The following is a 20,864-nucleotide window of genomic DNA, read 5'->3' on the forward strand; positions in this document are numbered from 1 at the left end:
CCTCCGCAGTTTCTTCCGCTTTTGCTTAACTGCTTTATGCTTATAGCTTAATTTATTTACTTCCGTCCTCCGCAGTTTCTTCCGCTTCTGCTTATCTGCTTTATGCTTATAGCTTAATTTATTTACTTCCGTCCCTCCGTGCATCCGTCCCTCTGTCCCTCGGTTTTTTTATATCTTTACATATGACAATTTTATGCTAATATATCAATTATTACTTAATATTCAGGAGGTAAACATGAAAGAAGTAAAAGGGTCGCTTACAGTTAAAGGAAAAAAGGTCGCAATTGTCATATCGCGTTTCAATGAATCTATCAGCAATAACCTGTTAAAGGGCGCTGTTGACTGCCTTACAAGGCACGGCGTGGCAGAAGATATGATAGAAGTGTTCTGGACACCGGGCGCTTTTGAAATTCCCGTTGTGCTGGCACAGCTTGTAAAGAAAGCAAAATATAACGGTTTTATAGCGCTTGGCGCGGTTATCAGGGGAGAAACACCCCACTTTGACTATGTGGCTTCCGAAGTTTCCAAAGGCATTGCAAACACAAGCATTAACTCCGGAATTCCGGTGGCTTTCGGCGTAATTACCGCTGATACAATGGAACAGGCACAGGACAGGGCAGGCGCAAAAAGCGGAAACAAAGGGTGGGATTCGGCTTCCGCGGTACTTGAAATGATGGATTTAATGGACAAACTTTAACAGGAATAAAAATCCGCTCTTTAAAGGACAATACGACATGGGAATACGACGCGCAGGAAGAATAATCACATTGCAGGGCCTTTACCAGATGGACATCGCAAAAAAAACAAAACCGGAAATCATTGATTTCATCGAAAATTACCCGGCGCTTAAACTTACGGAAGATGAACCAAAAGAAAACTTCATTGATAAATCAAAAGAATTTGCCATTGACCTGATAAACGTCATTGACGAACACCGGGAAGAAATTGACGCCGTAGTACCCAAATACCTTAAAAACTGGAAATTTGACCGCATTCTGTCAATTGACAGGTGCATTTTAAGGATGGGCGCCGGGGAATTCCTGTTCAAAGAAGATATTCCATATAAAGTCACGATTAACGAAGCGATTGAACTTGCCAAAAAATTCGGTGATGAAAAATCCGGCGGTTTTGTAAACGGGGTACTGGATAACATTGTAAAAAACGAATCCGAAAACTTTCCTGTGCTGAAGAAGAAAGTGAATAGATAATTAAGGGCTGATGCTTGGAAGGTTAGATGGTTGGATGCTTAGAATAAAAAAACGATTCTAAAACAGTTTGTTGTTTCCCATTAACATACAATTCGCATAATTTTCCTCATTGTCCCTTACGGGACATTTGCCTTTACAACCCTAATAAAATATAGTATAAATGACATACGGCATTACTATCCTGCCTGCAATTTATAAGGAGGTTTTACTTTGAAAAAATTCGGAAATTTGTCATCGTCGCTTTCATTCTGGCTTTTTGTTTTTTTTGTGGTTGTAATTTTTGCCAACTATTATTCTTCCAATAAACAGCAGGCGGTAAAAAAAATAAGCTATTCCGAAATGCTTGCCCTTGCCTCATCCGGCAGCATTACAGAAGTGACTATAGAGGTTCAGGACACCATTAACCTTGTAAAAGGCTCCACCAAAGACAGCGTAAAATTTGAATCTTCCGCTCCGTTGAATGATGACTTAATGTATAAAACGCTCCATGAAAATAAAGTTAAAATAACATCCAAACTGCCCGGGTCCACATTCGGGCGTATGTTCGGCTCATTCTTTTTATATTTTGGCCCCATTCTCATATTAATAATTTTCTGGGTCTTTATGATGAACAAATCACAGGGCGGCGCAGGCGGCGCGATGAGTTTCGGCAAGAGCAAAGCAAAACTTGCGGTGGTTGGCGGAAAAATAACCTTTGCCGATGTATCCGGTGTTGACGAAGCAAAAGAAGAACTTAAAGAGATAATTGATTTTTTAAAAGACCCCAAACGTTTCCAGAAACTTGGCGGAAAAATTCCCAAGGGCGTACTTTTACTTGGGCCTCCCGGTTCAGGAAAAACACTTCTTGCCCGCGCGGTTGCCGGCGAAGCAGGGGTTCCTTTTTTCTCCATTTCCGGCTCTGACTTTGTTGAAATGTTTGTGGGCGTAGGCGCGGCGCGCGTGCGCGACCTTTTTGAACAGGGAAAGAAAAGCGCTCCGTGCATAATATTCATTGATGAAATAGACGCGGTAGGCCGTTACAGGGGCGCGGGATTAGGCGGCGGCCATGACGAAAGAGAGCAGACCTTAAACGCGCTGCTTGTGGAAATGGACGGCTTTGAAAAAAATAACGGCGTAATTATAATAGCGGCCACCAACAGGCCGGATGTCTTGGACCCTGCGCTTATGAGGCCGGGAAGGTTTGACAGGCAGGTGGTTGTTGACAGGCCGGATTTAAACGGAAGAGAAGGAATTTTAAAAGTTCATTCAAAAGACGTAAAACTTGCCTCTGATATAGACCTTATGGTAATTGCCCGCAGGACTCCCGGTTTTTCCGGAGCTGACCTTGCGAACCTTGTAAACGAAGCGGCGCTTCTTGCCGCAAGAAGAAATAAAAAAGAAGTAACCATGGACGAACTGGAAGAGTCCATTGACCGCGTTATGGCCGGCCCGCAGAGAAAAAGCAGGGTAATTAAGGATGAAGAAAAGAAACGTATTGCGTACCACGAAGCAGGCCATGCCATTGTGGCAAAAGCACTTCCTGACACCCATCCCGTGCACAAAATATCCATTATCCCGCGCGGTTATGGCGCTCTTGGTTACACGCTTCAGTTACCTACAGAAGACAGGTTTTTAGCCACCAAAAACGAAATGATAAACACCATAAAAATAATGATGGGCGGCCGCGTTGCCGAAGAACTGATTTTTGACGACATATCCACCGGAGCAAGCAATGACATAGAACGCGCCACAGCCACCGCGCACGACATGATTACCCGTTATGGAATGAGCAAAGTTATGGGCCCGATTACTTTTGGAAAGTCAAATCAGGAAGTGTTTATAGGCAAAGACCTTATGAAAGAAAAAAATTACTCTGAAGAAACCGCGCAGAAAATTGATTCAGAAGTAAAAAGCATAGTCACCGGCGCGTACGACGAAGCAAAAACAATTTTATTCACCAATAAAAAACTGCTTGTAAAAATCGCCGAAACGCTTCTTGAAAAGGAAGTCATGGACAGCGAGGAATTCATAAAACTTTTTGACGAAAACAGCATAAAGGCAAAAGCGGTAAAAAGGACAAAAAAGAATGGATAAAGAAAAGATAAAAAAAGCCGTTACTATGATATTGGAAGCCGTCGGCGAAGACACAAACCGCGAAGGCTTAAAGCAGACACCCCAGCGCGTTGCGGATATGTATGAAGAAATTTTCGCGGGCATAAATCAGAAACCCGAAGAATTCATTAAAATTTTCCAGGAAGACGAACACGAAGAACTTATCATTTTAAAAGATATACCTTTTTATTCGGTATGCGAACACCACCTGATGCCGTTTTTAGGCAAGGCGCACATAGGTTACATCCCCAAGAAAAACAGGCTGTTGGGGTTAAGCAAGCTTGCCAGAATGGTTGAAATGTATGCCAAACGCCTGCAGCTGCAGGAAAGGCTTACTTCACAGGTCGCGGACACAATTATGAAAGCGGTGGATCCGCTTGGCGTCATAGTGATTGTGGAAGCCCAGCACCTTTGCACCACAATGCGCGGCGTAAAAAAACCCGGCTCTGTGATGGTCACATCCGCCATCCGCGGCATTTTTAAAGATGACGAAAGCGCAAGGAAAGAAGCGTTAAGCCTTATAAATAAATAGCAGGACGGTAATTTTATGATACTCAGGGGAATCAGTTTTGATTTTTCACAACCCCGTATAATGGGTATTTTGAACATTACCCCGGATTCTTTTTCAGACGGCGGTTCTTTTGATTCAACAGAAAAAGCTGTAATGCACGCGGTTTATATGGCGGAAAACGGCGCCGATATAATTGATATGGGCGCTGAATCCACAAGGCCCGGCGCCGCAGCCGTATCCGCGGAAGATGAAATTGCGCGTCTTATCCCTGTAATAACCGCGTTTCGGGAATTAAACAAAAACACTCCCGTTTCCGCGGACACATACAAAGCAATAACGGCAGTACAGGCAATAAAAGCCGGCGCGGATATGATAAACGATATTTCAGGCGGCACCTTTGACAGTTTAATGATGCAGACAGCGGCAAAACTTGGCGTGCCATATGTAATTATGCACACTAAAAGCACCCCGGATAAAATGCAGAAAGACGTAGCTTATTCTGACAAAGGAGCTGTTTACGATATCCTGGAATATTTCAGGGAACGCATAGCAGCCGCCCTGAAATCCGAAATTAAGAAAGACAATATAATTCTGGACCCCGGAATAGGATTCGGCAAAACGCAGCAGGATAATATTGAAATTATAAAAAACATACGGGAATTCAAAACACTTGGGTTTCCGGTGCTCATAGGCGCTTCAAGAAAATCGTTTATAGGAAATATAACAGGCAGGCCGCCGGATAAACGTATTTTTGGCTCGGCAGCAGCCGCGGCAGTATCGGTAATAAACGGGGCGGATATATTAAGGGTTCATGACGTCCCGGAGACGCTTGACGCCGTTAAAACGGCGTATGAATTTATAAAACCCAAAAAGGAGGAGTAAGTTTACATGCAGAAATTTCTGACAAACATTCTTAACACTTTTTCCGGCATACGCGTAAATGACATTATTGATATCCTCCTTGTCTCGTTTGTTATTTATCAGGTCTTTATGCTTTTATACGAAACCCGCGCGATACAGATGTTAAAAGGGTTTCTGGTCATCCTAATTTTTGTGGTTGTCGCGAAAATCCTTGAACTTAACACAATGACCTGGATTCTTACGGGTTTAAGCACGATATGGATAATTGCTTTTATAATCGTTTTCCAGCCGGAATTAAGAAGGGTCCTTGTGGAACTTGGGCAGAACAAACTTTTTAAATTTATTTTCAAAGAACACGGCCAGCTGTACAGGGAAATAAGGGAGTCTTCCGTAATACTGGCAAAGAAAAAAATAGGCGCCCTTATAGTGCTGGAACGCGAAGTTAACCTTAAAAGTTTCATTGATACAGGCACCCGCCTTGACGCGGAAACCACATCGGAACTTCTTATCGCCATTTTTAATACAAAATCACCGCTGCATGACGGAGCGGTAATTATCAGGGAAGGCCGCATTGCTGCGGCAGGCTGTATTCTTCCGCTGACGCAGAAAGAAGATATAGAACAAATGTACGGAATGCGCCACAGGGCTGCTATAGGCATATCCGAAGAAACAGACGCAATAACAATAATAGTCTCCGAGGAACGGCACACAATATCTCTGGCAATCGGCGGAAAAATAACACCGGACATAGACGGCGACACGCTTCTTGAAATACTGTCGCTGTATGCCCCGAAAATAAGGTGAATTTATGAAAGAATTTATCGCGAATTACATTTTAAAAAACTGGCAGTACAAACTAATGGCGCTGTTTGTGGCTGTAGGCATGTGGCTGTTTGTCGTCCGCGAACAGGAAATGACCGTTACAATTGATGTGCCGGTGGAATTTATTAACTATCCGGAAACCATGAAAGTCACCGGGAATGTACAGTCTTCGGTAAAAGTTCAGCTTGAAGGAAGAAAAATAATTATCAATCAGATTAACAAAAAAACCCTTAAAATAATCATTGACCTTAAAAAAGCCGTAATAGGAAAGAATTCCTATCAGATACTTGGCAGCAGGTTCAAGTCGCTGCCGCGCGGTATTTTTATACGCGATATCTCTCCGTCATACATCTATATAGATTTTATAAAAGAACAGCCTCCGGAACCGCCCGCTGAAAAAGATGAAAAAGCCTCAGCGGAAAAAACACCGGTATCAAAAATAAAAAAGCAGGTGATTAAAAATGGCACGCCTGTGCGTTAACATTGACCACACCGCCACGTTAAGGCAGGCGCGAGGCGGAAGCGAACCTGACCCAATAGCAGCCGCGGCAGCGGCGGAAAGGGCCGGAGCATCCGGCATTACGGTTCATTTAAGGGAAGACCGCCGCCACATTCAGGACAGCGACGTGATTACTTTAAGAAAAACAGTAAAAACAAAACTTAACCTTGAAATGTCGCTTGCGGATGAAATTGTAAATTTCGCGGTTAAAGTCCGGCCTGACGAAGCCACTCTTGTCCCCGAAAAAAGGCAGGAACTTACCACCGAAGGCGGGCTGGATGTAATTGCAAATATGGCGCGTCTAAAAAAAGCAATAGCAAAGCTTAAAGCAAAAAAAATCGCGGTAAGCCTTTTTATAGACGCGGAACCGGAACAAATAAAAGCATCCAAAGAAGCAGGAGCAGATTACGTGGAATTACACACCGGGAAATATTCAAACGCATCCGGGAAAAAACAAAAAAGGGAACTTCAGATAATAAAAGACGGCGTTAAACTTGCGCTTAAAGAAGGCCTTAAAGTAAACGCGGGACACGGATTAAACTATACAAACACAAAACAAATAGCTTCAATAAAGGGTATTGAAGATTTAAACACGGGCCACAGTATTATAGCAAGGGCGGTATTTACGGGCCTTGACCGCGCGGTAAAGGACATGCTTAAACTCCTTTAACCGCGGCAATTACGGAGGGAACACAACAATATGTCTATTTCAAACAGTTCCATTAAAAAAACGCACGCCGCGGCAGCCCTGCTTGCGTTTTTATCATTGTGTTATTCCTGCTTTCTTTATTTTTTTAAAGACGAAACAAGCGCGCTTGTTTTTTTAATTATTTCAGCGTCTTTTCTTGCCCTTGCGGTTTCAGCAATTTACATAGCGGCAAAAAAGGAAGAAACCATAATACTGGAATCCCCTTTAAACGATATTGATTCCAAAGAGACAATGATAGCCGCGGTCGCGCACGAAATTAAAAATCCGCTGAACTCCATTAAAGGCGCCAATCAGTATCTTCATGACAAGTATAAAAGCACCCAGGATATATATGAATTTACGGGTATAGTGGTTGAAGAAATTAACAGGCTTGAGCGGTATCTGAATGAATTTTTAAGTTTTTCAAGGGGCGTGAAACCCCATATGAAAAAACATGACATTCAGAGTTTTGCCACGGGAATCCTTATGATTACAAAACACAATTTTCCTTACGGTATAAAAATCATTTCAGAAAAACCAAAACTGCCCGGCGTGTATATGGACGCGGAACAAATGAAACAGGTAATGGTGAACCTTTTAAACAACGCGAAAGACGCCACCAAAGGCAAATCTTCGCCAAGGGTTGAAATACGCCTGTCAGGCGACGATAATTATATCTATATAAAGGTGGCGGATAACGGCTGCGGAATCTCCAAAAAAGACCTTTCCCGCATTTCCACCCCTTTTTTCACCACAAAAAAAGAGGGCATGGGTATAGGGCTTGCCATCAGCAGGTCTATAGTTAAAAAACACGGCGGAGACCTTTCAATTGAAAGCAAACTGAATAAGGGTTCCGTATTTACAATTTCCATCCCCGTGGAAAAAAGGAGCTTAAAAAGATGAGCGCCAGAAAAGTACTTGTCGTAGATGACAACCGTTCAGCTTTAAAGGTAATTAAAGCAATCCTTGAAGAAACAGGATATGAAGTTTATACGGAAGCCGAGCCGGAAAAAGTGCCGCTTTTATTAAAACGCGAAACCGTGCAGGTTGCGCTTGTTGACCTTAAAATGCCCGGAATGGACGGCCTTGAATTATACAGAAAGATCCGCCAGCTGGACAAAGACGTGGTGGTAATAATAATGACCGCTTTTGGGAACATAGAATCCGCCGTTGAAGCAATGAAACTTGGAATAGAAAATTACCTGCAGAAACCGCTTAATTTTGACGAACTTAAAATGACGCTGCAGAAAATATTTGAAAAACTTGAAATGAAAGAAGAACTTGCAATTTTAAAAGGCCAGATAGAAGGCAAAAACACTTTTGAAAATATGATAGGCAAATCAAAAAAAATGAGGGATATTTTCAGAAAAATCACCAGCATAGCCGCGGTTGATTCCACTGTATTTATAACCGGCGAAAGCGGCACAGGCAAAGAAATGGTCGCCAAAGCCATACACAACCTTTCAAAACGGGCAAAAAACAAGCTTATATCAATTAATATGGCAGCCATTCCGGAAGGGCTTCAGGAATCAGAACTGTTTGGTTATCAGAAAGGCGCGTTTACAGGCGCCTATAATACCAAACCCGGAAAATTTGAAGCCGCGGATAAAGGCACTCTGTTTCTTGACGAAATAGGAAATATAAACCACAAAGCCCAGGTAAAACTGCTGCGTGTGCTTGAAGAACGCAAAGTTGAACCGCTTGGAAGCAATAAGTTAAAGGATGTTGACGTGCGCATAATAAGCGCCACAAATTCCGACCTTAAAGAAGAGGTTAATAAAGGTAATTTCAGGGAAGATCTTTATTACCGCCTTAACGTCATCACCATTAACCTGCCTCCTTTAAGGGAAAGAAAAAGCGACATTCCGCTTCTTGCCGTGCAGTTCCTTAAGGAAATATGCCTAAGAAACGGCCTTGAACAGAAATCCATTTCTGATGACGCGCTTGAACTTATGATAGAATACAGGTGGCCCGGCAATATCAGGGAATTAAAAAACGCGCTTGAAGAAGCCGCCGTTATTTCATCAGGTAATTTCATAAGGCCTTCCGATTTAAATTTATCTTCTTATAACGACTCTATGCGCGATGCCGCCGATGATATGATACCGGCAAATATGCCGTTATCAGAGGTTGAAAAACGTTCAATAATAAACGCGCTTTCAAAAACCCGCGGCAACCAGACTCACGCGGCTAAAATCCTTGGCATCACAAGAAAGATTCTGATGCATAAAATTGAAAAATATCAGATAGCCGATATTGTCCCTGTAAGGACAAAACGCAAAAAAATGTCCTAAGAGGGACATTTTTTCTAAAAAACCCCAATAAAACATAGCGTTTGTGGTATTTTATATCGGCATAATTCTTGCTTCATTCAATGTATATTATTTTTAGGAGGAATCATGACAGCCAGTTACCTTGAAAAAAGAATGGAAACACGCACCGATATAGAAGGAATATTAAGATATAAAGTACTTGGAGACGGGGAAGATACACTAACATCTTTTAAATACGAAAAAGCTTCAACAAGAAACATTTCCAAGGGCGGCGTATGCGTAATATTGCCGCACAAAATCGGCGAAGGAAATGTCATCCGCGTTGAACTTCCAATTGAAAACGAATCATTACTTATAAAAGCTTTCTGCGAGGTCCAATGGTGCAGGCTTGCCAATAAAGACGGTATTTATGAAGCGGGCTTAAGTTTCATTGCCCTTAAAGATGATGATGCAAAAGCGCTGGAAAATTTTATAAACGAACGCGAAGCGAAGGCGATGTAATGAGCGGTGAAATTTTAACTATAAAAGACCTTGCACTGATGTTAAAAGTAAAACCTGTCACCATTTATAAACTTGCCGGAAAAGGCAGAATTCCCGGCGTTAAGATAGCCGGCAGCTGGCGTTTTAAAAAATCCATTATTGACGAATGGATGGAAAGCCCGGAACGCAAGCCTGTTTCCCGCACCGAGAAAATTAACAAAGAACTTATTCCGGCTTAATTCCGGTAAACCAACCCCTAAAACCGCACGTCTAATTTCAAGAGTATAAACCTTACAGTTTTTATTTCTTGACTTTTGTATTTGGCTAATTTAGAATAGTTTTTATATTAAATAATAACCGCTTAGGAGGAACTAATGCGTTCATTTAAGGCTGTTTTATCACTGGCTTTTATAATAATTTTTTTAATGGCGCCTGTTGTTAACGCTTCTGAAAAAAAGAAGGAAACAGAGGAAAAAAATGAAAAACTTGCCGAAAGCGGCTCCAAGAACACATCAAACGGAGAAGTGAAAATCGGCGGCGCGGCAGACGGCCCGGGCACGGAAGCCGTATTTTTTGACGACGCTTCGCTGGTGACAACTCCTGTTCCAACCGCAACCATGATTGTTGTATTCAACAAAAAAGACGTAAGCGCATGGCAGTACCTTACGGATGTTAAAACATACCTTTTCAGGATTAATACGGATTCAAAAAGATACGAAGCTCAGCTGCGCTCCAAAATGGACGGACTGCTGCTTGATATGGGCAAATCAATCGCGTCGGTTCACACTTACGCGGCCATTCACGAAAGGGATAAAGTTGAAACAAAATGGGCAAAATACGCCGATAAGGCCGAATATACCTTACAGCATGCCCGCCTTCAGGTTGATGAATTTCACGAGGATTACTACGAAATTGAAAACGGCATGAAAATCGTTGAAAAAATTCTGAAAGAAAACCCGGAAACAATACAGCGGCTTGACGAAGCACAGGACAGATATAATAAAAACAAAAAAGAAATGTTTTTCGCCCAGAAAAAAGTGATTAAGTTTACCGACCTTTTTAATTCATATGTGCGCCAGTTCAATGAAATGGCGGAGAAAAAAGAGTATAAAGTTAAAAAACTTATAACGGAACACGAAGAACTTCACAGGCCTTAAATATGATGTCACGTTTTCAAAATACCATGGGTCAACAGCCTGTGGTATTTTTTATTTTAAGCTTTATGAATAAAAGCGGGTTAAAACTTGTTAAAAAACGTAAACAGAATACTTATAATAAAACTTCGCGATATCGGTGATATTGTACTGTCAACGCCGGTTATTCAGGCCGTGTATGACAACTGCAATTCCCCCAAAATTGTCTATGTATTAAAAAAAGAATACGAAAACTTTAAATTTCTGCTGCCCAATGTTTCCGAAGTCTTAACTTATGACAAAAAATCATTTTTAAGTTTTATAAAACTGATATTTAAACTGCGTAAATATAAGTTTGATATTGCCGTTAACCTTCACGCCACTTTCAGAAGCGCTCTTATTACGCGGCTTAGCGGCGCGAAATTAAGGCTTGTCCATAATCACAGCGGAAGGGACTATTTTACTTCCGTCCCGCTTGGCATAGAAGAGAAAGCAAAACCCATAACCATAAGGGATATGGAAACCTTAACGCCGCTTGACATAAAAACACCTTCCGCCGGAAGCATTAAAACAAAACTTATTTTAAAAGAAAAAGACATTAAGTACATAGACGAGACCCTGCCGCCGGATACAATCGGCTTTGGAGTGGGCGCCAAAAGGCCCGCAAAAATGTGGAAAAAAGAGAACTTCATTGAACTTGGCAGAAAATTATCATCGGAAAATAAACACATTGCGGTTTTTGCGGCCTCTTCCGAAAGGGCGCTTGCCGGCGAAATAACAGCGGCAATAGGCGGCGGCGCGTCATTATACTGCGGCCTTGACTTTCTTAAACTTGCTTTTCTTTTAAAGCAGCTACGGGCGTTTGCCGGCAACGACTCGGGATTGCGGCATATGGCAGCGGCGCTGGGCGTTGCGACAGTGACTTTCTTTGGCCCGGAAGACCCTGTAGAATGGCACCCTTACCTGGAAAAAGACGGGCATATTGCGCTTATGCACCGCCTTGAATGCATAAATTGCGCGAAAAATGACTGCCCTAAAGGCACACGGGAATGCATGGATTTAATTACGGTTGATGAAGCTTTCAAAGCCATAAATAAAGCAATAAAAACAAGAGGGTAATCACTCTTTAAATCAGGCCTTTTTTTCATTTAGACGCCTGTTTTGTACCAAAGAGGCTATGATAAATATGATGTATTCATAAATCCACGTGATTATTTTCACATATAATTATGTTGACAAATCAGGGGTATTATGTGAATATATTTTTTGAATTTTAAAAAAAAGTATTACCAAATTATTTTACCAGGAGGCACGGATATGGCAGTACAGGTAGGTATCAATGGTTTTGGACGTATCGGTAGAAATGTTCTTAAGGCGCTTTTGCTTAAGAAGAACTCCCAGCTTGAAGTTGTTGCGGTAAATGACTTAACAGACGCGAAGACACTTGCTCACCTTTTCAAGTATGATTCAGTTCAGGGAATTTTTGAAGGGGACGTAAAAGCAGACGGCGAAGACCTTGTAATCAACGGTAAAAAGATCAAAGTATTCAAAGAAAAAGACCCGGCAGCAATCAAATGGAACACACTTGGCATTGACCTGGTTATTGAATCAACCGGTTTCTTCACAGACAAGGAAAAAGCGCAGGTTCATATCACAAGCGGCGGAGCAAAAAAGGTTATTATTTCCGCTCCGGCAAAAGGCGAAGATAAAACAATAGTAATGGGCGTTAACGAAAATGAATATGACGCAAAAGCCCACAATGTTGTATCAAACGCTTCCTGCACGACAAACTGCCTTGCTCCTTTCACCAAAGTACTTCAGGACAAGATCGGAATCGTAAAGGGCTTAATGACAACAATCCACAGCTACACCAATGACCAGAAGATTCTTGACGCGCCCCATAAAGACTTAAGAAGGGCAAGGGCTGCCGCGGTTTCAATGATTCCCACATCCACAGGCGCTGCAAAAGCAATTTCGCTTGTTATGCCGGAACTTAAAGGCAAACTTAACGGATACGCAATGCGCGTTCCCACGCCTAACGTATCAGTTGTAGACGTTACCTTTGAAATGAAAAGGGACGTTACAAAAGAAGAAGTAAACGCGATGTTAAAAGAAGCCTCAGAAGGATCCATGAAGGGAATTCTGGCTTATACAGACCTTCCTTTGGTTTCACACGATTTTGTAAACGACCCGCATTCTTCCACAGTTGACGGAGACTGCACATACGTTGTAGGCAACATGGTTAAAATTCTTTCATGGTATGACAATGAATGGGGTTATTCAAACAGGGTAGTTGACCTTGCTGATTACATGGTTGCAAAAGGCCTTAAGTAATATCAATATAATTTAAACAGGCCGGCAGTGAAGCCCAAAAGGTTTCACTGCCGGCTTTTAAACTGATAAAAGAGGTGCAGGATTAATGGCAAAACTTTCACTGGCTGACCTTACCGAAACGGATCTTAAAGGAAAAAGGGTTTTCATGAGGGTGGACTTTAATGTCCCGCTTGACACGGACAGAAACATAACATCTGACAATAGAATAAAAGCCGCCATACCTTCAATTAAATATATTATAGAAAAAGGCGGAAAACTTATCCTTGCATCGCACCTTGGCAGGCCAAAAGGCGAAAAGAAACCTGAATTTTCGCTTGATGTCTGCGCTAAAAAATTATCCGAACTTATAGGAAAAGACGTAAAGTTTGTTAATGACTGTATCGGCGCGCAGGTAAAAACAGCCGTGGATTCAATGAAAGACGGCGACGTGACACTTCTTGAAAATCTGCGGTTTTACAAACAGGAAGAAAAAAATGACGCTGATTTTTCAAAACAGCTTGCGGAAAACGCGGATATTTACGTTAATGACGCATTCGGAACCGCACACAGGGCGCACGCGTCCACAGAGGGCATGACTAAATTTGTAAAAAAATCAGCAGCAGGATTCTTAATGGAAAAAGAACTTAAATTCCTGGGCGAAATGCTTGAAAATCCTAAAAAACCTTTTATCGCGATCCTTGGCGGCGCCAAAGTAAGCGATAAGATAATGGTGATAGAAAACCTTTTAAATAAAGTGGACGGGCTTATTATAGGCGGCGGAATGGCATATACATTCTTAAGGGCTAAAGGGCGTGAAATCGGCGATTCTTTATGCGAAAAAGATAAAGTGATGACGGCAAAAGAAATTATGAAGACAGCGCTGGATAAAAATGTGGCTATCTATCTTCCCATTGACCACATTGTGGCAAAGACACCACAGTCAGGCGAAGACTTTATGACAGCGCTTAAAACAGCTGAATATAAAGAAGTATTAAGGGATTCCATTGATGACGGCTGGGAAGGCGTTGACATCGGAAAGAATACAATAGATAAATTCAGAAATATAATATCCAAATCCAAAACCATTTTCTGGAACGGGCCAATGGGTGTTTTTGAAGTGGAACAGTTCTCTAAAGGAACGCTTGAAGTCGGCAAGGCGCTTGCGGAATCAGGCGCCGTAACAGTTGTAGGCGGCGGAGATTCAGCATCCGCAATCAAAAAACTTAAGCTTTCAGATAAAATGACACACGTCTCAACCGGCGGCGGAGCTTCAATGGAATTTGTTGAAGGCAAAGAATTACCCGGCGTGGCTGCTTTAACAAACAAATAATAAACTAAAAATATTTTACGGAGGAATAAATTGAGAATACCGATAATTGCAGGAAACTGGAAGATGTACAAGGATCTTGAAGAATCAAAAACACTGGCAGAAAGTTTAAAGAATTGCTTAAAGGACGTAAACCCGGAAGAAACAGAAGTGGCAATTTGCCCCACGTTTACCAACCTTGCATCTGTTAACGAAATAATCAAAGGTTCCAACATCAAACTTGGCGCCCAGAACATGTATCCAAAACAGGAAGGCGCGTTTACCGGCGAAATCTCGCCTTTGATGCTTCGTTCCGTTGGCTGTCATTATGTAATCATCGGCCATTCAGAACGCAGGCAGTATTTTGGCGAAACAAACAGTTCCGTCAACGAAAAAGTTAAAGTGGCTTTTGAATACTCGCTTGTCCCGATTATGTGCGTGGGCGAAACACTGGAACAGCGCGAAAACGGAACAACCAACTCTATCGTAAAAGCACAGGTTGTGGAAGGGCTTAAAGATATTCCAAAAGAAAAAGCAAAAAACATAGTAATAGCATATGAGCCTGTATGGGCTATAGGCACAGGAAAAGTGGCGACAAAAGAACAGGCGCAGGAAGTACATGCCATGATCCGCGGCGAATTAAAAGCCATTTATGACGAAGCTACCGCGAATTCCATCAGGATACAGTACGGCGGAAGCGTAAAACCCGACAACGTAAAAGAACTTATGGCACAGCCCGACATAGACGGCGCACTTGTAGGCGGCGCGGCATTGAAAGCTGATTCTTTTGAAGCCATAGTTAAATTCAAAAAGTAAAAGGAGCCATATAAATGCTGTATAACATTCTTCTTGTAGTACACGTAATAAACGCACTTCTGCTGATAATAATAGTCCTTCTTCAGACGGGAAAAGGCGCGGATGTGGGCTTTGCGTTCGGCGCGGGCGCGGCTAATACAATGTTTGGCGCGGGCGGCAGCAAAAACTTTATAACTAAAGCCACAATTTTTGTGGCTATATTATTTATGGTAACATCGCTTACGCTTGCCCTTTTTCAGGCAAAAAGATCCGGCGGTTACAGCGGAGTTCTTGATTCCGTAAAACAGGCGGAATCTGCCGTTCCGGCTCAGGCTCCTGTATCAGAAGCGCCTGTAGTTCCGGTAGAAAATAAATAAAAAACAGACATAAAAAAAGGCCGCGTTAAATTTAACGCGGCCTTTTTTGTTAATCCGAAAAACAGATAAAGAGGGTGCAACGTGAAAGAAATTATCCTTGTTTTATTAACAGCGGTCATTCTTATCTCCGGATGCTCTAAAAAAGATACTTATACCCTTAAAGAAAAATATACAGACGCCCCAGCTTACGGCGATATGCTGATTGATACATCAACAGGGGAGCCCGCCATATTAAATCCCGTACTGTCGTCCGATTCCGCATCCGCGGCCATAAACGACCTGGTTTTTAACGGGCTTGTTAAATTTGATAAAAATCTTAACCTTATAGGGGACCTTGCGGATAACTGGGAAATAAAAAACGGCGGGCTGACTATAATATTTCACTTAAAAAATAACGTCAAATGGCATGACGGGAAACCTTTTACCGCTAATGACGTTAAGTTTACCTATGACGCTTATATGGCGCCTGATACAAAAACATCATATAGAAGCCTTTTTGAACCGGTAAAAAGCGTAAGAGTAATTGATGATTATACGTTGGAAGTACTGTATAAAAAACCATTTGCCCCCGCCTTGCAATACTGGGGCACGGGAATACTTCCGGCGCACCTGCTTGCCGGAAAAGACATAAACACTGCCGCTTTTAACCGCGCGCCGGTCGGTACGGGGCCTTATACTTTTAAGAACTGGAAAACCGGACGTTCTTTGGAACTTGTATCAAATAAAACGCATTTTGACGGCGCGCCCTACATTACCAATTATATGTTCCGGGTAATACCGGATCAGTCAGTGCAGTTTATGAACCTGCAGTCCGGCAGCGCGGATATGATGGAGCTGTCTTCAGATTTGTATTTTACAAAAGCAAATACCGTACACTTTAATAAAAATTTTAATAAATTTGTTGTTCCCGCTTTTCTGTACACTTATATAGGATATAATCAGGAAAACCCCGCCTTTGCTTCGGTTAAAACGCGGCAGGCGTTAAGTTACGCCATAAACACGGCAGAAATAATAAAAAACGTCCGCAGGGGAATGGCAAGGCCTATAAGCGGGCCGTTTATCCCCGGCTCGTACGCTTATGACGAAAATGTAAAACCTTATGAATACAATCCGGAAAAAGCCGCGCGGCTTTTAAAAGAAGACGGATGGGTAAAAGGTACTGACGGCATATTGGAAAGAAACGGCATACCATTTGAATTCACCCTTGCCACCAATCAGGGCAATAAAGAACGGGAAGAAATAGCCGCTATCGCGCAGCAGGAATTTTCAAAACTTGGCATAAAGGTAAATGTGCGTGTCCTGGCATGGAACATATTTATAACCGACTTCATAAATAAAAAGAAATTTGACGCCGTTGTAATGGGGTGGAGCCTTACGCGCGACCCTGACTGCTATGACATCTGGCATTCTTCCAAAACAGATGAGGGAGAATTTAACTTTATCGGATATAAAAACCCGCAGGTGGATGAACTTCTGGAAGAAGGAAGGTCAACATACGATACGGAAAAAAGAAAGGCAATTTACAGAAAAATACACGCCCTTATCGCCAAAGACGCCCCATATACATTCATTTATTCGCCATATACGCTTCCTGTAATACACAAAAGAATACACGGAATAAAACCCGAACCCGCGGGCATAGGGTATAACTTTACAGAATGGTACGTGCCGGCCGAACTTCAGAAATACAGGGTTACGCTTGAAAAATAAGTTGAATTTTTATTGTTTATGATATAATGCTTAAAACTTAATAAAGGGGTATAAAACATGGCAAAAGGCAAATTATATCTTGAAAAAAGGAAACAAAAAAGGGTTGAGAAAAATTACGAAATAAATTATATGCTTGTCCCTACCGAATTTACCACACAGATTAAAAGGGCCATGGGCTTAAGCAAAGACTTAAGCGCCGGCGGCATAAGGGTGGAAGGCGACATAATAGGCAAGCCGGGCGATATTATAAAAGCGGAACTTATAAAACCTGACGCTAATTTTACCGTATTCGCGCAGATTAAATGGGTAAAAGCTTCCGACCGGCAGTTTGGCGTCGCGTTTTTGTCTTTAAAAGCGCACGACGAAGAAGCCCTTGAAGAAATGATGGAATAAATTTAAAACGGCCGCGGTAATTTTATATATCGCAGGAAATACAGTGGTCAAATTCCTCTGATTCAAGCTGGATGGTTGAGTGGCAAATCTTAAATTCCCCCGCAAGTATTACATTTATCCCGTGAATAATATCGTCCGCGTCCCTTAACTTATCTTTAGGCACTGCCACGTGGGCGTCAAAAACAACTTTTCCCGGGGAAATTTCCCACATATGAATGTGATGCACGTCAATTATGCCAAGGGATATTTCTTCTTTTAATCGTTTCTTTATCTTGGTGTCATCTATATTTTTAGGCGCGCCCTGCATAAGTATATTCAGGGTTTCCATAAGTATCCCAAAACTCTCTTTGGCAATATAGGCGGCAATAAGTATGGATATAGCCGCGTCCAGAATATACCAGGGCTTGAACATAAGGACAACCGCGGTTATTATTACCGCGACAGATGAAATTGTATCCGCCATAAGATGCAAAAAAGCGCTTTTTACGTTTAAATTATCTTTGGCGTCTTTAAAAAGCAATAACACCGAAATTCCGTTGCCCAAAAGCCCTATAGCCGCAATTGCAAGCATAAGCCGCACTTTGATGGGCTGCGGGTGCTGAAACCTTTCTATGGCTTCAAATATTATGTATCCGCAGACAAAAAACAGCGCCAGAACATTTATTAACGCGGCTAAAATTTCCGCCCGTTTGTAGCCATATGTTTTGCTTACGCTCTTTGACTTTTTTCCTATTAATATGGCTATATAGGAAATGATAAGCGATATGACATCTGACAGGTTATGAAAGGCATCTGATAAAAGGGCAAGGGAACCGGATAAAATACCGCCAATAATCTCCGCCGCTGTGATTCCGGCGTTGATAATAATGCTTAATACAAGGCCTTTTTCACCCTGCGCGTGATGGTGATGATGTCCGTGCGAATGATTATGCTCTTCATGGCTGTGTTCGTCAGGCATAAAACTTCTCCTTATCCGGTAAATCTGGTACCGCTACGGGGAATCGAACCCCGATTATAGGATTGAGAACCCTGTGTCCTAACCGTTAGACGATAGCGGCATTTGGCTGTATCGGATAAATACTTATATAACAGGTAAAATACTTTGTCAACGGGTATTTATTACGCGCGTTCTTTGCCGGTGTTTTTTATGTATACGCCTGTGATAATAAGAAAAATACCAAGCCACTGGAAAAGATTCAGGTATTCTTTAAAACACACCACTCCGCCGATTACCGGTATTACTATTGAATTGGCCGCGAAAAACGGGATTATGCGTATAGCCCTGCCTTTGGTGTATGAAAACTGAAGAATTATAAAAGCCACAGCGCCTATTACAATCCAGGCGTAGAAGAACGGATTGGAAAAAAGGGAAGCGGCATTTAAGGGATTTGACGTTGTTACTTTCTGAAAAAGGGTGATAAAGCCTGCCAAAGACCCGGCAAACCCGCCCAAAACAATACCCTTCATTTTACCCGTCTTAAACGATATCGCTGTCAGGACAATGTAAGTTATAACCGTTATTGCCATATAAATATATAATAAAAACAGGTCTATTATAGATTCAATCGCTTCGCCCCTTGAAAAAATACCTATAAGCACCGACGCCCCAAGTATCATTACCACGCCCGCCAGTTCATTTGCGGTAATTTCTTCTTTCATGACGTAATGGGAGAATAAAATAAGCGCGGCAAGGCCCGTGCCTGACATGGCCCCCACAAGCGAAACCCCGCCCAGGGAAGTGGCGTACATAAAAATGAAAGGGGTGGCAGCCATAAGGCACGACCCCAAAAGCCAGATTGCCCATCCTTTACGTTTTTTTAAACGCCGGGTATCAAGGCCTATTTTCTGTATTGCCTGGGAAATACTGTTTATGGAACTTCCAGCGAAAGTTATTATAATTGAAAGTATCTGTTCGTTCATCACGTTTATCCTTTTAATTATCTTATAATTATTCCAAAGTCATTATTTTTTAATATTATTATATCATTAAATTAACGGGCATTTACGTAAATAGCAGGCAGTATAAATTACTTTAAAAATTTCACATTACAAATAACATTATTTGTGTTATAAATGTTTCCGGGAAATAAAAAAAACGGAGGGTAATCATGAAAAAAGTATTTGTAGTATCGGGAATTATACTTGGAATTATACTGCTGGCTATTGTGGGGCTTTTAATCCACGCGGGGCTGTTCTTTAAGGTTCAGGTGACAGAAGCTTTAAGCGGGCCTTATGTTGTTGTTTATGTTGAACAGACAGGGGATTACGCGAAAGCAAACAAGGCGGGAATGGATGTATATCAGACTCTGGTGGCGGAATTCGGGGTAAACCCCACAAAAGGTTTTGGCATTTATCTTGACGACCCAAAAACAGTTGCCAAAGAAAAATTAAGAAGCGAAATCGGATGTATCCTTGAAGGCGATGATATTAAAAAAGCCCCGCTTTTGACTTCAAAATTTAAGGTAAAAATTCTTGAATCAAAACAGAGCCTTGTTGCCACGCATCCTTTTACAAACCCGCTTTCGATCCTGCTTGGCATCGGTAAAGTTTACCCGATGTTCGCGGAAAAACTTAAAGGCAAAACAGAAGGATACACATACAGCATGGAAATTTATGACATGCCGAACAAAATGACAATTTATTTAATGAGATAAATAAACAGAATATTCTTTAATCTAAAAAAGGGAGCTATTGTGAAAAAATTAACCGTTATTCTTCTCTCAGCCTTATTAGTTTCAGCATTTCTTATCGCGTGTAATAAAAAATCACCCACAACACCGCAGGCGGAACAGGCAACAGCCACGCCAATAGGCACGTTTACAGTAACACCGACAATTACCGCGACTTCAACAATAACCCGGACATCAACCGTAACCGCCACTGTCACAATGACAGCAACAATGGTTTGCGGCATAAAATTCGGTTCAAATTCCAGTAACTCAAACGGAAGTTCGGGCCCAAATAATTTATACGCGCATAAATTTACCCCTAACGCGGAAACATCAGTTACAGCCCTCTCTATTGAACTGGCGGCAGCAGGCAAGTATTGTATTGGAATTTACAGCGATAATTCCGGAACCCCGGGCAGTATGCTTGCATGGACAGGCGTAAAAACAGCAGCTTCCGCCGGATGGTTTACCTCTTCGCTTTCAACGCCGTACATTTTAACCGCGGGAACTTCTTTTTGGTTCGTTTTCTCCGCGAATGCATGGGTGCCCGGTTCTACAGATGCCGCTTACACAAGTTACAACAGATATGTTTTTGGCGAAACAGATATCGACGCAATAGAAACAGCCGGAGTAATGCCAAGCGGCGGCACCTGGGTCAATACAACAAGTTACAGGAATCATTTATACGCTTCGGGATGTTCTTACTAAAATATTATTGAACTGTTTTTAAAATTA

Annotated in this window: 24 protein-coding genes and 1 tRNA gene; 22 read left to right on the forward strand and 3 right to left on the reverse strand. The window is 42.0% G+C overall.

Annotation, left to right across the window (positions count from 1 at the left end; genetic code table 11):
* The first annotated feature begins 235 nt into the window (after positions 1 to 235).
* The 20 genes from JXR81_00185 (at position 236) to JXR81_00280 (ending at position 17,460) form a co-directional block, all read left to right on the forward strand.
* Positions 236 to 697: a 6,7-dimethyl-8-ribityllumazine synthase gene (locus tag JXR81_00185; GenBank protein MBN2753258.1), complete on the forward strand. Its 462-nt coding sequence runs from the start codon at positions 236 to 238 to the stop codon at positions 695 to 697.
* 37 nt (positions 698 to 734) lie between these two features.
* The gene (gene nusB / locus JXR81_00190) at positions 735 to 1,208 is read left to right on the forward strand and encodes a transcription antitermination factor NusB (GenBank protein MBN2753259.1); all 474 of its coding nucleotides are present in this window, start codon (positions 735 to 737) and stop codon (positions 1,206 to 1,208) included.
* Between the two features lie 228 nt (positions 1,209 to 1,436).
* Complete coding sequence (gene ftsH, locus JXR81_00195) at positions 1,437 to 3,281, forward strand: ATP-dependent zinc metalloprotease FtsH (protein ID MBN2753260.1); 1,845 nt, start codon at positions 1,437 to 1,439, stop codon at positions 3,279 to 3,281.
* Positions 3,274 to 3,831: a GTP cyclohydrolase I FolE gene (gene folE / locus JXR81_00200; protein MBN2753261.1), complete on the forward strand. Its 558-nt coding sequence runs from the start codon at positions 3,274 to 3,276 to the stop codon at positions 3,829 to 3,831. The genes ftsH and folE overlap by 8 nt, the downstream gene beginning before the upstream one ends.
* A 15-nt stretch (positions 3,832 to 3,846) precedes the next feature.
* Complete coding sequence (gene folP / locus JXR81_00205; GenBank protein ID MBN2753262.1) at positions 3,847 to 4,692, forward strand: dihydropteroate synthase; 846 nt, start codon at positions 3,847 to 3,849, stop codon at positions 4,690 to 4,692.
* A 6-nt stretch (positions 4,693 to 4,698) separates the two neighbouring features.
* Positions 4,699 to 5,475 carry a diadenylate cyclase CdaA gene (gene cdaA, locus JXR81_00210; GenBank protein ID MBN2753263.1) on the forward strand — a complete coding sequence of 259 codons (777 nt, stop codon included), beginning with the start codon at positions 4,699 to 4,701 and terminating at the stop codon, positions 5,473 to 5,475.
* 4 nt (positions 5,476 to 5,479) lie between these two features.
* Positions 5,480 to 5,974 carry a hypothetical protein gene (locus tag JXR81_00215; protein ID MBN2753264.1) on the forward strand — a complete coding sequence of 165 codons (495 nt, stop codon included), beginning with the start codon at positions 5,480 to 5,482 and terminating at the stop codon, positions 5,972 to 5,974.
* Entirely contained in the window at positions 5,955 to 6,662 is a 708-nt protein-coding gene (locus JXR81_00220; protein ID MBN2753265.1) for a pyridoxine 5'-phosphate synthase, read from the forward strand. Before JXR81_00215 ends, JXR81_00220 begins: the two co-directional genes overlap by 20 nt.
* Positions 6,663 to 6,692: 30 nt before the next feature.
* Entirely contained in the window at positions 6,693 to 7,583 is an 891-nt protein-coding gene (locus tag JXR81_00225; protein MBN2753266.1) for a HAMP domain-containing histidine kinase, read from the forward strand.
* Positions 7,580 to 8,974, forward strand: coding sequence for a sigma-54-dependent Fis family transcriptional regulator (locus JXR81_00230; protein MBN2753267.1), 1,395 nt, complete (start codon positions 7,580 to 7,582; stop codon positions 8,972 to 8,974). Before JXR81_00225 ends, JXR81_00230 begins: the two co-directional genes overlap by 4 nt.
* A 105-nt stretch (positions 8,975 to 9,079) precedes the next feature.
* Entirely contained in the window at positions 9,080 to 9,454 is a 375-nt protein-coding gene (locus JXR81_00235) for a PilZ domain-containing protein (protein ID MBN2753268.1), read from the forward strand.
* Positions 9,454 to 9,672, forward strand: coding sequence for a helix-turn-helix domain-containing protein (locus JXR81_00240; GenBank protein ID MBN2753269.1), 219 nt, complete (start codon positions 9,454 to 9,456; stop codon positions 9,670 to 9,672). The genes JXR81_00235 and JXR81_00240 overlap by 1 nt, the downstream gene beginning before the upstream one ends.
* Positions 9,673 to 9,807: 135 nt before the next feature.
* Positions 9,808 to 10,590, forward strand: coding sequence for a hypothetical protein (locus JXR81_00245; GenBank protein ID MBN2753270.1), 783 nt, complete (start codon positions 9,808 to 9,810; stop codon positions 10,588 to 10,590).
* Between the two features lie 87 nt (positions 10,591 to 10,677).
* Complete coding sequence (locus JXR81_00250; protein MBN2753271.1) at positions 10,678 to 11,685, forward strand: glycosyltransferase family 9 protein; 1,008 nt, start codon at positions 10,678 to 10,680, stop codon at positions 11,683 to 11,685.
* 198 nt (positions 11,686 to 11,883) lie between these two features.
* Positions 11,884 to 12,900 (forward strand): type I glyceraldehyde-3-phosphate dehydrogenase, encoded by a 1,017-nt coding sequence (gene gap / locus JXR81_00255; GenBank protein MBN2753272.1) that lies wholly within the window; start codon positions 11,884 to 11,886, stop codon positions 12,898 to 12,900.
* 85 nt (positions 12,901 to 12,985) lie between these two features.
* A complete protein-coding gene (locus JXR81_00260) occupies positions 12,986 to 14,209 on the forward strand; it encodes a phosphoglycerate kinase (protein ID MBN2753273.1) in 1,224 nt (407 codons plus the stop codon).
* Positions 14,210 to 14,239: 30 nt separating this feature from the next.
* Positions 14,240 to 15,001, forward strand: a complete 762-nt coding sequence (locus tag JXR81_00265) for a triose-phosphate isomerase (GenBank protein ID MBN2753274.1) — start codon at positions 14,240 to 14,242, stop codon at positions 14,999 to 15,001.
* A 14-nt stretch (positions 15,002 to 15,015) separates the two neighbouring features.
* Entirely contained in the window at positions 15,016 to 15,357 is a 342-nt protein-coding gene (gene secG / locus JXR81_00270; protein ID MBN2753275.1) for a preprotein translocase subunit SecG, read from the forward strand.
* Positions 15,358 to 15,438: 81 nt separating this feature from the next.
* Positions 15,439 to 17,067: a peptide-binding protein gene (locus JXR81_00275; protein MBN2753276.1), complete on the forward strand. Its 1,629-nt coding sequence runs from the start codon at positions 15,439 to 15,441 to the stop codon at positions 17,065 to 17,067.
* A 57-nt stretch (positions 17,068 to 17,124) separates the two neighbouring features.
* Positions 17,125 to 17,460, forward strand: coding sequence for a PilZ domain-containing protein (locus JXR81_00280; protein MBN2753277.1), 336 nt, complete (start codon positions 17,125 to 17,127; stop codon positions 17,458 to 17,460).
* A 22-nt stretch (positions 17,461 to 17,482) separates the two neighbouring features.
* Here the strand turns inward: JXR81_00280 and JXR81_00285 are convergent, their stop codons facing one another.
* From JXR81_00285 to JXR81_00295, 3 genes are all read right to left on the reverse strand, one after another.
* The gene (locus tag JXR81_00285; GenBank protein ID MBN2753278.1) at positions 17,483 to 18,418 is read right to left on the reverse strand and encodes a cation transporter; all 936 of its coding nucleotides are present in this window, start codon (positions 18,416 to 18,418) and stop codon (positions 17,483 to 17,485) included.
* 25 nt (positions 18,419 to 18,443) lie between these two features.
* Positions 18,444 to 18,518 (reverse strand) — tRNA-Glu (locus tag JXR81_00290).
* Between the two features lie 61 nt (positions 18,519 to 18,579).
* Positions 18,580 to 19,380, reverse strand: coding sequence for a DMT family transporter (locus tag JXR81_00295; protein MBN2753279.1), 801 nt, complete (start codon positions 19,378 to 19,380; stop codon positions 18,580 to 18,582).
* Positions 19,381 to 19,568: 188 nt separating this feature from the next.
* On the opposite strand from JXR81_00295, the gene JXR81_00300 reads away from it, so the two are divergent.
* Together JXR81_00300 and JXR81_00305 are read left to right on the forward strand one after the other, a co-directional pair.
* Complete coding sequence (locus JXR81_00300) at positions 19,569 to 20,114, forward strand: GyrI-like domain-containing protein (GenBank protein MBN2753280.1); 546 nt, start codon at positions 19,569 to 19,571, stop codon at positions 20,112 to 20,114.
* Between the two features lie 39 nt (positions 20,115 to 20,153).
* Positions 20,154 to 20,837, forward strand: a complete 684-nt coding sequence (locus tag JXR81_00305; protein MBN2753281.1) for a hypothetical protein — start codon at positions 20,154 to 20,156, stop codon at positions 20,835 to 20,837.
* Positions 20,838 to 20,864 lie beyond the last annotated feature (27 nt).

The sequence above is a fragment of the Candidatus Goldiibacteriota bacterium genome (assembly GCA_016937715.1).
Taxonomy (GTDB): Bacteria; Oederibacteriota; PGYV01; order PGYV01; family PGYV01; genus PGYV01.